The sequence below is a fragment of the uncultured Clostridium sp. genome, from assembly GCF_934754915.1.
Classification (GTDB): domain Bacteria; phylum Bacillota; class Clostridia; order Clostridiales; family Clostridiaceae; genus Clostridium.
In genome coordinates this window covers 18,618-34,227 of sequence record NZ_CAKVKB010000008.1, presented here as the reverse complement: position 1 = coordinate 34,227, position 15,610 = coordinate 18,618, and the positions used below count along the sequence as shown (strand labels likewise).

16 protein-coding genes are annotated in these 15,610 nt (G+C 28.8%); all 16 read right to left on the bottom strand.

Going from position 1 to position 15,610, the window contains the following annotated elements:
* Complete coding sequence (gene uvrB / locus Q0F58_RS02880) at nt 1–1,971, bottom strand: excinuclease ABC subunit UvrB (RefSeq protein WP_294372340.1); 1,971 nt, start codon at nt 1,969–1,971, stop codon at nt 1–3.
* 149 nt (nt 1,972–2,120) lie between these two features.
* Nucleotides 2,121–3,428 (bottom strand): signal protein PDZ, encoded by a 1,308-nt coding sequence (locus Q0F58_RS02875; protein ID WP_294372338.1) that lies wholly within the window; start codon nt 3,426–3,428, stop codon nt 2,121–2,123.
* Between the two features lie 18 nt (nt 3,429–3,446).
* Nucleotides 3,447–4,712, bottom strand: coding sequence for a S41 family peptidase (locus tag Q0F58_RS02870; protein ID WP_294372335.1), 1,266 nt, complete (start codon nt 4,710–4,712; stop codon nt 3,447–3,449).
* A gap of 193 nt (nt 4,713–4,905) precedes the next feature.
* Nucleotides 4,906–5,796, bottom strand: a complete 891-nt coding sequence (gene ftsX / locus Q0F58_RS02865; RefSeq protein WP_294372332.1) for a permease-like cell division protein FtsX — start codon at nt 5,794–5,796, stop codon at nt 4,906–4,908.
* On the bottom strand, nt 5,786–6,472 hold the full coding sequence (gene ftsE / locus Q0F58_RS02860; RefSeq protein ID WP_294372329.1) for a cell division ATP-binding protein FtsE: 687 nt from the start codon (nt 6,470–6,472) through the stop codon (nt 5,786–5,788). Before ftsE ends, ftsX begins: the two co-directional genes overlap by 11 nt.
* A gap of 373 nt (nt 6,473–6,845) precedes the next feature.
* The gene (locus Q0F58_RS02855) at nt 6,846–7,700 is read right to left on the bottom strand and encodes a YitT family protein (protein WP_294372325.1); all 855 of its coding nucleotides are present in this window, start codon (nt 7,698–7,700) and stop codon (nt 6,846–6,848) included.
* A gap of 176 nt (nt 7,701–7,876) precedes the next feature.
* Complete coding sequence (locus Q0F58_RS02850; RefSeq protein WP_294372324.1) at nt 7,877–8,821, bottom strand: transketolase family protein; 945 nt, start codon at nt 8,819–8,821, stop codon at nt 7,877–7,879.
* Nucleotides 8,821–9,642, bottom strand: a complete 822-nt coding sequence (locus Q0F58_RS02845; protein WP_294372322.1) for a transketolase — start codon at nt 9,640–9,642, stop codon at nt 8,821–8,823. The genes Q0F58_RS02850 and Q0F58_RS02845 overlap by 1 nt, the downstream gene beginning before the upstream one ends.
* Before the next feature lie 222 nt (nt 9,643–9,864).
* Nucleotides 9,865–10,218, bottom strand: a complete 354-nt coding sequence (locus tag Q0F58_RS02840; RefSeq protein ID WP_146868436.1) for a type II toxin-antitoxin system PemK/MazF family toxin — start codon at nt 10,216–10,218, stop codon at nt 9,865–9,867.
* 9 nt (nt 10,219–10,227) lie between these two features.
* Entirely contained in the window at nt 10,228–10,473 is a 246-nt protein-coding gene (locus tag Q0F58_RS02835) for a hypothetical protein (RefSeq protein ID WP_367118146.1), read from the bottom strand.
* A 283-nt stretch (nt 10,474–10,756) separates the two neighbouring features.
* Entirely contained in the window at nt 10,757–11,383 is a 627-nt protein-coding gene (locus Q0F58_RS02830; protein ID WP_294372309.1) for a germination lipoprotein GerS-related protein, read from the bottom strand.
* Between the two features lie 54 nt (nt 11,384–11,437).
* Nucleotides 11,438–12,952 (bottom strand): NAD(P)H-hydrate dehydratase, encoded by a 1,515-nt coding sequence (locus tag Q0F58_RS02825; RefSeq protein WP_294372306.1) that lies wholly within the window; start codon nt 12,950–12,952, stop codon nt 11,438–11,440.
* A complete protein-coding gene (gene acpS, locus Q0F58_RS02820) occupies nt 12,949–13,323 on the bottom strand; it encodes a holo-ACP synthase (RefSeq protein WP_294372303.1) in 375 nt (124 codons plus the stop codon). Before acpS ends, Q0F58_RS02825 begins: the two co-directional genes overlap by 4 nt.
* Nucleotides 13,324–13,417: 94 nt before the next feature.
* Nucleotides 13,418–13,723, bottom strand: a complete 306-nt coding sequence (locus Q0F58_RS02815) for a DUF6514 family protein (protein ID WP_294372301.1) — start codon at nt 13,721–13,723, stop codon at nt 13,418–13,420.
* Nucleotides 13,724–14,235: 512 nt separating this feature from the next.
* The gene (locus Q0F58_RS02810; protein WP_294372296.1) at nt 14,236–14,589 is read right to left on the bottom strand and encodes a single-stranded DNA-binding protein; all 354 of its coding nucleotides are present in this window, start codon (nt 14,587–14,589) and stop codon (nt 14,236–14,238) included.
* A gap of 89 nt (nt 14,590–14,678) precedes the next feature.
* A complete protein-coding gene (locus tag Q0F58_RS02805) occupies nt 14,679–15,527 on the bottom strand; it encodes a YihY/virulence factor BrkB family protein (RefSeq protein ID WP_294372294.1) in 849 nt (282 codons plus the stop codon).
* Nucleotides 15,528–15,610: the final 83 nt, after the last annotated feature.

Genomic DNA, 15,610 nt, shown 5'->3' with positions numbered 1-15,610 from the left:
CTACTCCTTTTTCAACTCATTTATGATGTCTCTAAGTTCTGCTGCTCTCTCAAACTGCAAATTCTTTGCTGCAAGCATCATTTCTTCTGTATATTCCTTTATTAGCTTATCTTTTTCCTTCTTATTGAGTTTCTTCTTATCATCAGTCTTATATTCTTCAACTTCCTCAGCCACCTTAGTAGCTTCAATAACATCCCTTACTTCTTTAATTATTGTTGTAGGTGTTATTCCATTTTCCTCATTATATTTCTTTTGGATTTCCCTTCTTCTTTCAGTTTCTTTTATTGCTTTGTCCATTGATTTAGTTATATTATCAGCATACATTATAACTCTGCTCTCTGCATTTCTTGCAGCTCTTCCAATAGTTTGAATTAATGATGTTTCTGATCTTAAAAATCCTTCTTTATCTGCATCCAATATTGCAACAAGAGCAACTTCTGGTATATCAAGACCTTCTCTTAAAAGATTTATTCCTACTAGAACATCAAATTCACCATTTCTTAAATCCTTTATTATTTTCATTCTCTCTATAGTATCAATTTCAGAATGCATATATGTAGTTTTAACACCAAGTTCAGTTAAGTACTTTGTAAGGTCTTCTGCCATTCTCTTTGTTAATGTTGTTACAAGAGTTCTGAATCCCTTTGCTGTTGTCTTATTAATCTCTCCATATAAATCATCAATCTGCCCTGTAACAGGTCTTATAACTATTTCAGGGTCAAGAAGCCCTGTTGGTCTTATAATCTGTTCTGCAATTTCTTCTGAATGATCAATTTCATATTGTGATGGTGTTGCACTTACAAATACAACCTGATTTATCTTCTTTTCAAATTCTTCAAACTTCAATGGTCTGTTATCATATGCACATGGAAGTCTGAATCCATAATCAACCAATGTATTTTTTCTAGACCTGTCTCCCGCATACATTGCTCTTACCTGTGGAAGTGTTACATGACTTTCATCTATAAACATTAAAAAATCTTCAGGAAAATAATCAAGAAGAGTCTTAGGAGGAGTTCCAGAATCCCTTCCATCTAATATCCTTGAATAGTTTTCTATTCCACTACAGTATCCCATTTCTTTTATCATTTCAATATCGTAATTTGTTCGCTGTCTTAATCTTTGAGCTTCTAAAAGTTTATCTTGAGAATTAAGTTCTCTTAATCTTTCTTCTAGTTCATCCTCTATTTTGCCTATGGCTTTATCTATGGTTTCTTTAGAAGTGGCAAAGTGAGAAGCAGGAGTTATTGCAACATGATTTCTATCCCCGATTATACTTCCTGTCAAAACATCAAATTCCCTTATTCTATCTATTTCATCTCCAAAAAATTCAATTCTGATTCCTTTATTTGAATATGATGCAGGAATAATATCTAATGAATCCCCTCTTACTCTGAAAGTTCCTCTGGAAAAATCAATATCATTTCTTTCATATTGTATTTCTACAAGCTTCTTTATTATTTCATCACGTTCTTTTTCCATTCCAGTTCTCAAGCTCAATGTAAGTTTCTTGTATTCTTCCGGATTACCAAGTCCATATATACATGAGACTGATGCAACTATTATTACATCTCTTCTCTCAAATAAAGCCGATGTTGCCGAGTGACGAAGCTTATCTATTTCATCATTAATTGAGGCATCTTTTTCAATAAATGTGTCAGTCTGTGGAACATAAGCTTCAGGTTGATAATAATCATAATAAGATACAAAATACTCAACTATATTATCAGGAAAAAACTCCTTGAATTCTGAGCAAAGCTGAGCTGCAAGTGTCTTATTATGGGCAAGTATTATGGTAGGCCTTTGAAGTCTTTCAATAATATTTGCCATAGTAAATGTCTTACCTGATCCAGTAACTCCCAAAAGGGTCTGTCCTCTATGATTATCATTTATTGATTGTACAAGCTTCTCTATAGCCTGAGGTTGATCTCCTGTAGGTTTAAACTTTGAATGTATCTTAAATTCTCCCACTTTAACTCCTCCTATATGACATTTTTCGAACAAACATTCGCACTATATATTTATTTTACTTTTCCTAATTCTTTAAGTCAATATCCATACTATTATTATGTGCAAAAAATTCAAGCAATTTCATATAATTGCTTGAATTTTATAAATACTTACTTATTTTCAGTTGTTTTATTAGTAACCTCATCTAAAACTTCTTTAAAATTTTTAATGGATTTCTTATCTTCTATTTTCTGTTCTTTGTTCTTTTCACTTAATGGAACTAAAAGTGCTCCAATTCTATTATTATCATGTGCATAATTTATCTCTTTTATTATACCATTACAATCTTTTATTTTGATTACAGACTTGTACAAGTTTTTCTTCAATATAGAATATATATCTTTCTCACATTTTATATCTTCATCATTTACCGATATTATTCGGCTATTTACATCCATATTGAATTCCTTTAACTTAGATTCACTTCCAATTTCCAATATAATCAATCCATCTTTATCACTAACAAATTTAGGTTTGCCATTAATTTCTTTGTTTCTTTGAATTCTAAGCATAAATTCATGAGCAACTGGTGCAAATATTACGACAAATATTTCCCCGGCAATTCCTAATCTAGATAATTGAGCTACAGCTAAAAGTACAATTCCATAAGAAAAAATATGTAATCCAGATGATCTGGCCTTTTCTACTTTTGTTTTTGTATATGTAACTGATGAATACCCTATTACTGCATAAAAAGAAAACATAGATAATGCTAGAACTTTTAGTAATTCAATTTCACTATCTGGTTTAAATAACGCCCAATAACTTGGAATATCTGATAAAATTATAGATTCATATGTATTATATGAATTACTTAAATTTCCTATAATCATTATTGCAACAGGAAGAATCCAATATCTTCTTAACGAATATCCCCCTAATATTTCATCTTCCTTCCTAATTAAAATAGGAAATGCCCCTCTATGTCCATCTAGAAATACCAATATTCCTTCAACAATATGCATTACTCCAACAAACATCATTATATGTAATATGTCTATACTTAAAATATATGAAAAATTTGAATCAGGAACTATATTTGATATTATTTTAAAAATAATACTTATAATTCCTAATACAGCTGCTGAATAAGAAAAACAAACAAGTGACGGCTTTATGGCCATTAATATCATTGATGTTAAAAATAAAATTTCTATTCTACAATTTTCATTAAACACAACTCCAAGCAGATTTAAAATCACACTTCCAATAATCCCCCCAAGTACCCCAAATACAAATTGTGATAATGTAAGCTCTATAGCACTTTCTACATCAGCTCCAACCATCATTTTCTGCATTACTGCTCTTTTTCTATTTTTAAAATAAAAAACTCCAAGCATTATAAGTAGTATAAATACTAATGGGGGGAATAATATTGCATTTCCTATACTTCTTAACGTATAAATAATTAAGTCCATACAATACCTCCCCTTTTATCAGCTCATTTTTTTAGTCAATTCATCAATAGCTGTTTTTAGTTGAGCATCTTCATTTCTATTGTATTCATTTGAATCAATACTTTTTTCTGTATTTACTTCAACGTCAGGCTTTATACCTATTTTATGGATATTCTCTCCATTAGGAGTATAATACTTTGAAATTGTCACCTTTAAGCCACCAATTCCATTATTAAATCTTAAAGTCTGCTGTACTATTCCTTTTCCAAAAGTTGTATTTCCAACTATTATTGCTGCGTTATAGTCTCTCAAAGCTCCTGTTACAACTTCTGAAGCACTTGCACTGTTTTCATTCACAAGAATTACCAACGGCATTCCTTCAGCAATTCCCCCTATTGATAATGATTCATTCCTATTATCGTATTTATCAATAGTATATGTTATTATTTTATCTTTAGGAATAAACTGTGATGCTACCCCTACAGCTTCATTTAAAAGGCCTCCCGGATTTTCTCTTAAATCGACTATAAGACCTTTCATTCCTTGACTTTGAAGTTCTTGAATTTCATTTTTAAAATCTTCTGTAACATTTTCATTCATAAATGATTTTATCCTTATGTAGCCCATAGAAGAATTCAACATTTCACCATCAATAACACTTATTTTTACTTTTTGTGGTGTAATCATAATATCAAAATCTTCTTCTCCTTGTCTTTCAATTGTAAGTTTCACTTCATTGCCTTCATTATCACTCATTGCCTTAACTACATCTGACATTTGATCATAAGTATACTCTACATCATTTATCTTTTTCAGTATATCAGATTCTTTAATTCCAGCCTGTTCAGCTGGTGATCCCTTCATTGTTGATACAATCATTATCTCACCATTAGAATCAGTCACATTAATACCTATTCCAGTCATAGAACCATTTGTCTGATTCATAAGTTTTTCAAACTCATTGCTATTCATAAATACAGTATAAGGATCATCTAATGAATTGGTCATTCCCTTTATTGCACCTTCCAACAGGACATTATCATCTATTTCCCCATCGTACTTTTCAAGAAGGGTCTGCCTTACAGTAAATAAAGCTGAGTATTTATCCACATCATTTAACTGTGATGCTGTACTTTTTACATTATCTGATGTATTTACAAAAAATACTCCCTTAGTAGCCATATAGTTTCCAAGCATAAGTGATGAACTACTTAAAATTAGCATTAATATAATTATGAATATTATTGTCTTTTTTGAAGTTCTCTTTGATTTTTTTGTAAATAAATTAAATTCTGATTCTTTCATATACAAAAACTGCCTCCTTCAGAACTGTTCACCAAAATATAAATATCCTATTACTATGTAAAACCATTACTTTTCTAACATATCTGCTTTAATAATAGAAAGATATTATTTTCAATTGTTAAAAGCCTCTATGAAAATTTACATTTTCATAGAGGTTTACTAACATTAATTATTTTATGCAGTTTTTTTTTAATTATACTACCAAGAATTTTCTTAAAGCAATTACACTTGCAGTTCCACCAACTACAATACCACCAATTATAAATTTCCATAGTAAACTGCTTATAACATATACAGGATCTACTATACTTACAAATGATAATTGAGATGCTATCCATGTAAATATACCTCTATATGCAAAGAATAAAGCAACACATGAAAGGATTGAACCAACAAGTCCAATTACCATTCCTTCAATAACAAATGGCCATCTTATAAACCAGTCAGTAGCCCCTACAAATTTCATAATTCCAACTTCTCTTCTTCTTGAATAAACAGTTAACTTTGTTGTATTCATTATTAAGAATATTGAGACTCCAACCAATATTGCAAACAATATACCACCAACAACTTTTATACCTTTTACTATTCCAACAACCTTATCAACTAATTCCTGTTGATCCTGTATAGAATCTACACCTTCAAAATCTTTTATTCCTTCACTTACATTAGATGCGTATTCTGGTGCATCTAGTTTAACTGTAAATGCTGCTTGGAATGGATTATTATCAAAAGTATATCCCTTTAATAATCCTTCTCCTTCATTAGTAGTCTCTTGGAAGTTTGTATATTCTTCTTCTTTTGAAGTATAAGAAACATCCTTTACTCCTTCAATTTCTCTTAATTTGATTTCAATTTCTCTCTGATCTATTAGTTTAATATCGTCTTTTAAGAACACTTTAATTTCAACTTTATTTTGAACACTTTCAATTCCTTTATTTATATTGCTTGCAACAAGTAAAAATATACCCAAAACAAAGAATGTTATAAGAACTGTAACTATAGATGCAATACTTATTGTTTTATTTCTTTTTAAACTTATAAAAGCATCTTTAATATAATAGGTTATAGTATTAATTTTCATCTCCGTACTTACCTCTTTTCTCGTCTCTGACTATTTCTCCCTTTTCAATAGCTATAACTCTTTTTTTCATGTAGTCAACAATTTCTTTAGCATGAGTAGCCATTAAAACAGTAGTTCCAGATTTATTTATATCGTCAAGTAACTCCATAATTTCCATTGATGTATCTGGATCAAGGTTACCTGTAGGTTCGTCCGCAATTAATACTGAAGGATTATTAACTAATGCTCTTGCAAGAGAAACCCTTTGCTGTTCCCCTCCTGATAACTCATTAGGAAACATTTTATATTTATGTGATAATCCAACTAATGAAAGAACCATTGGTACTCTTCTTCTTATTTCTTTTGGTGATGCTTCTACAACTCTCATTGCAAATGCAACATTTTCATATACATTAAGGCTTGGTATTAATCTAAAATCCTGAAACACCATTCCGATTTTTCTTCTATAATAAGGAACCTGTTTTCTAGTAATTTTTGACAAATCCTTATCAGCAACAATTACCTTTCCATTAGTAGGTTCTACTTCCTTCAATAACATTTTTATAAATGTAGACTTACCTGCTCCACTAGGACCAACTAAGAATACAAATTCACCAGCTTCTATTTCAACATTAACATCTGACAATGCTTTTACATTTTTATCATATATTTTAGATACTCCTCTAAATTCAATCATAGCTCGAACACTCCTTTTTGATTTGTATATCTTGCAAATTCATTGCAAAACCTACAAAATCAATTATAACATAAGAATAGTTTCATATGTTATACAATTTTATTAAATATATATTTCTCATCGTATTTTTTTACAATTTTATTATTGTATTTTTTTACTATAAATCTTCTAATTTACAATTAGTTCTTTGATAATTGACAATTAAAATATAAATTTTCATAATAATTCTATATATGTTTCAATTAACATTAATAAAATATTAACAAGATTTCTTTGATATTTTGCATATATCAACAAAATTTTAGTCTTGTATTTGATGTAATTTATTTCAAAAAATATATATTATGTGAATGTTCAACGTATAATCATAATTTTAATCCTGTTTTATATCTTTAAATCCTTCTCCTAAAACTTCATGTACTTCTCCAACTGCAATAAATGCTCTTTGATCAATATCTTTTATATATTTCTTAAGTTTTATAAATTGATTTCTGCTTACAACAGCATATAAAACATCATTTTCTATATTAGTATATGCTCCTTCTCCTTTTAAAAAAGTACATCCCCTATCAAGTTCATCCATTATAAAACGACTTATTTTTTTATTTTCTCTGCTTATTATGAAAATACTTTTACATGAATTAAATCCTTCAATAAACCTATCTACAAGTATCCCAAGTAAAATAACACTCAATATTGCATATAAACCTAAATCAACGCCAAAAACAACAGCACTTGCAAATGTTATTATAAAATCAACAACCAAAAGTGACTTTCCTATATCTAGATGAAAAAATTTATTTAATATTTTTGCTAAAATATCTGTTCCTCCAGTGGATGCATTTTCATTAAATACTATAGCCATTCCAACAGCTGAAATTATAGTTCCAAAAATAGTTGCCATAATAATATCTTTTGTTATGGCTGCTGGATTTAAAAACTTTTCAATTCCCCATAAAATTACTGATAATCCTAAACTCGCGTAAATCGTCTTAAGACCAAAATTTCCATCAATAAATACAAATGCTACTAAAAATAAAAGAACATTCATTATTAATGTGATTAGCCCTACAGATAATTTAGGGAAAACAGCATTTACTACAATTGCAGCACCTGTTACTCCTCCTGCTGCTAAATTATTTGGAGCAAAAAAATATTCTACTGAAATGGCAACAAGAATAATTCCAAATGTAATTGTAAAATAACTCTTTAAATCTTTTGTACTCATATTATTATTTCCTTTCGTGTATAAATGTTTTTCAATTTATAGTGCTCTTAATTAGTTTTTTCTCATACAAAAGAAGTTTATGCAGTTAATAATGCAAAAAACTACAGAGACTGAATTTATAAAAATTCTTTCTCTGTAGTTAATTTTATAATCGATGCATATATATTAATTTAATTTTATTTCTTTAATGATATAGCTCTCTTTGCACTATTTACAATAGCCTCAACAGTTAAACCATACTTTTCTAATAATTGATCTGGTTTTCCACTTTCACCGAATGTATCTTTAATACCAACTTTTACAACTGGAACTGGATATTCTTCAGTAACAGCTTCTGCAACAGCTGATCCTAATCCTCCGATTATACTATGTTCTTCAGCAGTAACTATAGCACCAGTTTCTTTTGCAGCTTTAACTAATAGTTCACTATCTATTGGTTTTATTGTATGTATATTTATTATTCTAGCATTTATCCCTTCTTTTGACAATTCTTTCTTAGCTTCTAATGCTAATTGAACCATCATACCTGTTGCAACTATTGTCACATCGCTTCCTTCTGCTAGTGTAACTCCTTTTCCGATTTCAAATTTATAATTTTCTGCATCATTTATAGTTTCAACAGCTAATCTTCCCAATCTTACATAACATGGTCCATCATATTCTGCAACAGCTAATATTGCAGCTTCTGTTTCCACTGCATCAGCTGGATTTATAACAGTCATATTTGGTATAGATCTCATTAATGAAATATCTTCAACAGATTGATGAGTTGCACCATCTTCTCCAACAGTTAATCCTGCATGTGTTGCACAGATTTTAACATTTAATTTAGGATAACATATAGAATTTCTGATTTGTTCAAATGCTCTTCCTGCTGCAAACATTGCAAATGAACTTGCAAATGGTATTTTACCACAAGTTGCAAGACCTGCTGCAACACCCATCATATTTCCTTCTGCTATACCCATATTTATGAATCTTTCAGGAGCAACAGCTTTAAATTCTGCTGTTTTAGTTGATTTTGAAAGGTCTGCATCTAATACAACAACCTTGTCATTTATATTTGAAAGTTTTACTAACGCTTTACCATAAGCCTCTCTAGTTGCTATTTTATTTCCCATTAGTTTTCCCCTCCAATTTCCTTAAGTGCTTGCTCACATTGTTCTTTATTAGGAGCAGTTCCATGCCATCCAGCTTGGTTTTCCATAAATGAAACACCTTTTCCTTTTATAGTGCTACATACTATAGCAGTTGGCTGACCTTTTGTTTCTTTTGCTTTTTTTATAGCTTCTCTTATTTCATAATAATCATGTCCATTAATCTTTAAAACATTCCATCCAAATGCTTCAAACTTTTTATCTATAGGACCTGGGTTCATTACATTTTCTATATTTCCGTCTATTTGTAATCCATTGTTATCTATAAATGCAGTTAAATTGTCTAATTTATAGTGGGCAGCTGACATAGATGCTTCCCAAACCTGACCTTCTTCAAGTTCTCCATCACCTAAAATTGTAAATACTCTATATGACTTATTATCAAGCTTTCCAGCTAAAGCCATACCTACAGCTGCTGAAATACCTTGACCTAATGATCCAGTTGACATATCTATTCCTGGAAGATCATTCATATTAGGATGCCCTTGTAGTCTTGAATTAATTTTTCTTAATGTATTTAATTCTTCTACATCAAAATATCCTCTTCTTGCTAATGCACTATATAATGCAGGTGCTGCATGACCTTTTGATAATACAAATCTGTCTCTTTCTGGATTTTTAGGATTCTTTGGATCTATGTTCATTTCATCAAAAAATAGAACTGACATTATGTCTGCTATTGATAATGATCCACCTGGATGTCCTGATGCTGATTCTGTAAGCATTGTTACGATATCTTTTCTTATTAGCTTAGAAATGTTTTCTAGCTCTTGTTTATTTTTCATTGCTGAACCCCCTAGTAAAAAATTAAACTTCTTTGAATTGTTTTTTGCTTTCTACATTGTAACATAATATTTTTATTTTGTATATACTATTTATAATTGTGATATACTTTTATTAAACTTCGTCTCTAAAGAATAACACAAAAAGAGTTATATAGTATACTATATAACTCTTTTTCTTATTTATTCATTTAATATTTAAGCTTTAATAAAAATCTTCTCAATTTAAGATAAATTCAGACTAATAGAAAGAGCTTTATTAACTTTTTTCATATCAGCTTCGGTCATATGTCCTATTTTTTCTTTAAGTCTTCTTTTATCTAAAGTCCTTATCTGTTCCAATAAAACTACTGAATCTCTGTTCAATCCATATTCTTCAGAAGATATTTCTACGTGTATAGGCAGCTTAGCTTTATTTATCTGAGATGTTATTGCTGCCACAATGACAGTTGGACTATATCTATTTCCTATATCATTTTGTATTATAATTACAGGTCTTATACCTCCCTGTTCTGATCCAATAACCGGACTTAAATCCGCATAAAAAATTTCCCCTCTTTTTACCACAATGTTTGCCATCTTTAATAATCACACTCCGCAAATCCATGCCTCATACTCATTAACATCGTCTAACATATATTCAGAGCCCATCATAGAGTACTCTAGATTTATTTCAGCCATTTCAATGTAACCTTTTTTCATTATTTCTTCAAATTCTTCTGAAATATCTTCATCAATATATTGTATTAATGATTTCTTATTAACTCTACTACTTTTTTCAATTTTATCATTTATTTTTAACTGCTTTATTTTCTTAAAATTCATAATTGACATCATTGCCTCCACAGACGAAATTTTTTACCCATTCTCTATCTATGATTATATTACAATTTATGTCAATTTGTCAAAAATCCTATAATATTTTATACAAATTTAATGTACAATTTTATTGAATTTTGTAAGTACCTCCAAAAAACGTGCATATATTATGTATTAAACACTCTTATAAATTCTTCAATGTTAATAATTTAAGACATTTAATTTATTATTTTTATTAAACATCTTTAGTTTATCCCTAAATTAATCTGCATGTAACCTCAAATTTTCTCAATAAATATTAAAATATTTTTTCATCAGAGTGCTTATCTGTTTTAAAGTTTTTATATGATATAATAATTCTTTCCTTGTCATTATCATCAAATATCCTTAATAATACTGGACACTTATTTTTCTTATCAATATAAAACTCACCCTTATCAATATGTCTATTTCCCTTTGGATAATCTATTGTCATTTTTATATATTCATTGTCTGACCATTCAGGCTTTATTACCTCAAGATGACTACATATGTAATCTTCTCTGCATAGAATATTTTCTATAAAGGCCAATGGGTATATTTCATCTATATTTTTATCAATTGTGTAATCTTGTCCTTCTTTTTTTATCATCAGTATATCTGACCCTGTGTAAATTTTTACTCGTCCATCTTCATCCTTAAACTCTACTCTCATACCATCATCTTTGTTATAATATTGTATCGTGTTTTCCTTGTATTCTCCCTTTGAGTTTATAAAAGTGTACTCAACATCACTGCTGTATTCTTTTGTTGTTTGCAGATATTTAACAATATCCTCATTGGATGGTATTACTGCTTTCCTGGTGATAATGATAAATGCAACAATACATATAGGTATTAAAATCCACACCCATAACAAACCTTTAAACTTATTCCTTAAATCCATGGGTCCTCCAAGATTTATTACTACCTTATTATTATTATGAAACTCAAAATGCTTTTATTCTTCATCTAAACAAATATCATTAATAATCCTTGGCATTTCTGCAATAATATCTCTAGCATTCAATATGTAATGTTGCTGACTTAATTTATCTGCTATATATCCATGAATATACGCTCCAATAAGAGCAGCATTTAAAATACTTGTTTTTTGTGCAATAAACGAATTTATTATTCCTGTTAAAGCATCTCCCATTCCTCCAGATGCCATCTTGCTATTTCCAGTAGTATTTATATAAGTATTACTACCATCAGTTATTATTGTATTATATCCCTTTAACAATATTATTACTCCATACTTTTGAGCGAATTTAACAGCTGTCCTTATTCTGTCTTCCTCAACTTCCTTAATAGTTATTCCTAAAAGTCTTGCCATTTCTCCAGGATGAGGAGTTAGAACAGCTCTGCCTCTAATTTTTTCTAACATATTTTTATTATTAGCGAGAATTGTTATTCCATCAGCATCAATGACTAATGGACATTTACTGTTATCAATAACTTTCTTTAGTATATTTTCTTCATAAGGTCCAGTTCCAAATCCTGGTCCCAAAGCAATTGAATCTGATTTTTTTATAATTTCATCAAATTTATTATCATCACATGAAATAGTCATTGCTTCTATAAGCTTTTCAGACAATATATTTTGTATTCCTTTATTACATGCCAAAGTTACAAGTCCTGCTCCTGATCTTATTGTACATTCTGTTGTGATATATGCAGCACCTGTAAATCCTACACTTCCAGCAACAATCAATGCTCTTCCATAATCACCTTTATGACCATATAATTTTCTTAAAGGAATAAGTTTTCTATATTCAGAACTATTTAATATATATATATTATCACTATTATGTCTTTTCACCTCTGATGGAATTCCTATAGATATTACTTTCAAATCACCAATCAAATCAAATGCACTATAATTCAAAAATCCTTTTTTTATTGATTCAAATGTATATGTTATATCAGCTCTGACAGCTCTGTCTATTTCAATTCCTAAATTACAGTCAAGACCAGATGGTACATCTATTGAAACTGTGAATTTACTGTTTTCATTGATCAGTTCTATTATTTTTTGAATCCACGACTCAAGTTTTCTATTCAATCCAACTCCAAAAATACTATCAACTGTAATATCATACCTCTTAAGTTCCTCAACGAACTTATCTGAAATATCTTCTATTCCTCTTATATATGATATATTTTGATTGCCAATAATTTTAGTAAGTATATTGAAGTTAATCTTAAAATCTCCACTATAATTATCATCTTTGCTTATAATTATCACTTTAACTTTTTTCCCATAAACAGCAAGATGTCTTGCTAAAGCTAAACCATCTCCTCCATTATTACCCTTTCCACATAATATCAGAAATGTTTCACCTCTATTGCATATATCTTCAAAAATCCCTCGTGATGCATTTTCCATTAAAACAATGCTTGGTATTCCATATTGATTTATAGCTTCTGCATCCATACTTCTACATTTATCCCTGCTTAATACTTCTATCATTTTAATTCCTCCATAACTGCATAAGCTATTGCATCTGTCTTATTATGTGAAATGCTTATGTAAATACTAATATCTCTTGTATTTAATACTTCATATACTTTATCACTTAAATTCACTATTGGTTTACCTAAATCGTCTCTCAATATTTCAATATCCTTCACTCCAAAACTTCTAAATCCTGTTCCAACAGCTTTGCTTACAGCTTCTTTTGCTGCAAAATTTCCCGCTATCACTTCACTTTTGAAGTTTCTTTCTTTAAACATTTTTATTTCATTATCTGTAAATACTTTATTAATAAAGCTTTCTGTTCTTTCAACTGCTCTTTCTATTCTTTCAATTTCTATAATGTCTGTTCCAATTCCAATAATCAAATTTATCGCCTCACTTTAGTAATATATTACCACATGAAGAATAAAAATAATTATCTTTTATATCAATATATATTATTAATTGCCCATTAAACTTCTAAAAAGCCGCCTTATAGGAAAATTCATCTGCATAACATCCTATAACATCTATCAAATGAATTGGTGATAGTTTATTTCTGTACAATTTTTCAAGTATTTTTATAACTTTATACTTTTTATATGAAATCATTCTAATCTTATCTCTCTCTATATTTATATTTTTCACACCAACATAATCTTTTCTTTCTATTTCTATTCCATATACAGTCATTCCCCTATAATCGGATTTTATTAACCTGTAGAAATAATCAAATTCTATTCCTTCAGCACCATTTTTACATTGGTATTCTTCTACAATATTCATAATTCTCAACCCCTAAAAAAATCTTATAATAAAATCTTACCACACATATAAATTAGAATATGTCAAAGAATGTACATCATCAAAAAAAATCGTACTTTCTTTATTGACAATAAAGCCTTTTCCGTTTTGTTTTACAACATTATTTCTTCTTTGCCTATTAAAGTATTATATTTTTATTGTCGAATTCATAAATTATTAATCAAATATAATCTACATTTTTTTTTAATTCACACAAATAAAAAAAGAGTTCACACGAACTCTTTTTTTACCTCATAATCTCTTTTTTTATTAAACCATAATTGAAAAACGTTTTAGATATCGTTTACATTTTTATTATATCATATTTTTTGAAATTTGCAAGCTTTTTTCATATTTTATTTATTTTTTCTCTTTTATACATTAAATGTAATATTTTCCTTGTGATTACCATATTACATTGTTTTTTATATTTATGCAATGTTTATTTAAAATAATTAAAAAAACACTGCAATATAATATTTTTTGTAATACATTTAACAACTTTCATTTACATAATCTTGGTTTTTTCTTTTTGTACTTATAAATTTGAAATCCTCTGCCACTACTTCAGCTATGTATCTCTTTATTCCATCTTTCCCTTCATAGCTTCCTGTCCTTAACCTTCCACTTATAGTTATAATACTTCCTTTTTGAGTATATTTGCATATAACTTCAGCTTTTTTCCCCCATACAACTATATTAATAAAATCAGCTTCTCTTGTTCCATCAGGCATTTTAAAATTTCTTTGAACCGCTATAGTAAAGCGTGTGTATACCTTATCCTTATTTTCATTCTGTCTTAACTCTGGATCTTTTATTAAATATCCTAACAAGATTATTTTATTCATTTACATACCTCCACAGTAATTTTATTCTTTTTAATTTATATCCATAAAAAGGAATATTATACATGAGATATATAAATAATTAATTCTCATCACTCCAATCTTTTTTGTTTTATCTGAGCCATAACACAATTAATCTCTACTCCTAAAATAAATATCATTGATACTAAAAACAGCCATGTCATTAATATAAATACAGCACCAAGACTGCCATAAAATCTTGAATAATTACTAAAATTATTTATATAAAAAGAAAAAGCAAAAGACACCACAATCCATCCTATTGTACTAAAAACAGCTCCTGGTATGACTTCTTTTAACCTTAATTTTTTTGCTGGTGCAAACATATATATAAATGCAAAAATAAATATCATTACAATAAATGCAAAAGCGTACCTGAACATATTCCATATAAATATTATAATTTTATAAAAAGGTATCCGTGTTATTACATATGAACCTATTACATTTCCAAATACAAGCATTGATAACGCTAAAATTATAATTATTGCAAGAGCTAGTATTCCAATCATCGATACTATAGATCTTTTTATAAGAGACCTGCTTTCTTTTAATCCATATGCTTTATTTATTCCTTTAATTATTGCCCTAAATGCAGAAGATGATGTCCATATCATCAACAGCACTGATACTCCTAATAATCCAGTACGCTGACTATCTACAACTTCTGAAATAATTGATTTTGTCAAATCAACTATGCTTTTAGGCAGAAGTGCGTTTAAATTTTCCAATACTTCCACTGAACTTAAAGGACTAAATCCAATAAGCGTCACTAAAAATATCATAAATGGAAAAAATGATAATATTAAATAATATGCAAGCTGAGATGATAACGCAAAAACATCATCTCTCTTTATTTTTATTATAAGATGTATAAGCAGGTTTATCTGACGTCTTATTTGAACTTTTAACCTTTTCATTTAATCACCATATTTCTATAATTGCAATTAGTAAGTGTATATTCCAATTATCAATTGTACAATTAATAATTGACAATGGAGAG

What these genes read in the sequence shown, in the direction of transcription:
- Q0F58_RS02875 (WP_294372338.1), bottom strand. Translation starts at nt 3,428, where the DNA reads ATGGACTTAATTATTTATACGTTAAGAAGTATAGGAAATGCAATATTA.
- Q0F58_RS02870 (WP_294372335.1), bottom strand. Translation starts at nt 4,712, where the DNA reads ATGAAAGAATCAGAATTTAATTTATTTACAAAAAAATCAAAGAGAACT.
- ftsX (WP_294372332.1), bottom strand. Translation starts at nt 5,796, where the DNA reads ATGAAAATTAATACTATAACCTATTATATTAAAGATGCTTTTATAAGT.
- ftsE (WP_294372329.1), bottom strand. Translation starts at nt 6,472, where the DNA reads ATGATTGAATTTAGAGGAGTATCTAAAATATATGATAAAAATGTAAAA.
- Q0F58_RS02855 (WP_294372325.1), bottom strand. Translation starts at nt 7,700, where the DNA reads ATGAGTACAAAAGATTTAAAGAGTTATTTTACAATTACATTTGGAATT.
- Q0F58_RS02850 (WP_294372324.1), bottom strand. Translation starts at nt 8,821, where the DNA reads ATGGGAAATAAAATAGCAACTAGAGAGGCTTATGGTAAAGCGTTAGTA.
- Q0F58_RS02845 (WP_294372322.1), bottom strand. Translation starts at nt 9,642, where the DNA reads ATGAAAAATAAACAAGAGCTAGAAAACATTTCTAAGCTAATAAGAAAA.
- Q0F58_RS02840 (WP_146868436.1), bottom strand. Translation starts at nt 10,218, where the DNA reads ATGGCAAACATTGTGGTAAAAAGAGGGGAAATTTTTTATGCGGATTTA.
- Q0F58_RS02835 (WP_367118146.1), bottom strand. Translation starts at nt 10,473, where the DNA reads ATGTCAATTATGAATTTTAAGAAAATAAAGCAGTTAAAAATAAATGAT.
- Q0F58_RS02830 (WP_294372309.1), bottom strand. Translation starts at nt 11,383, where the DNA reads ATGGATTTAAGGAATAAGTTTAAAGGTTTGTTATGGGTGTGGATTTTA.
- Q0F58_RS02825 (WP_294372306.1), bottom strand. Translation starts at nt 12,952, where the DNA reads ATGATAGAAGTATTAAGCAGGGATAAATGTAGAAGTATGGATGCAGAA.
- Q0F58_RS02815 (WP_294372301.1), bottom strand. Translation starts at nt 13,723, where the DNA reads ATGAATATTGTAGAAGAATACCAATGTAAAAATGGTGCTGAAGGAATA.
- Q0F58_RS02810 (WP_294372296.1), bottom strand. Translation starts at nt 14,589, where the DNA reads ATGAATAAAATAATCTTGTTAGGATATTTAATAAAAGATCCAGAGTTA.
- Q0F58_RS02805 (WP_294372294.1), bottom strand. Translation starts at nt 15,527, where the DNA reads ATGAAAAGGTTAAAAGTTCAAATAAGACGTCAGATAAACCTGCTTATA.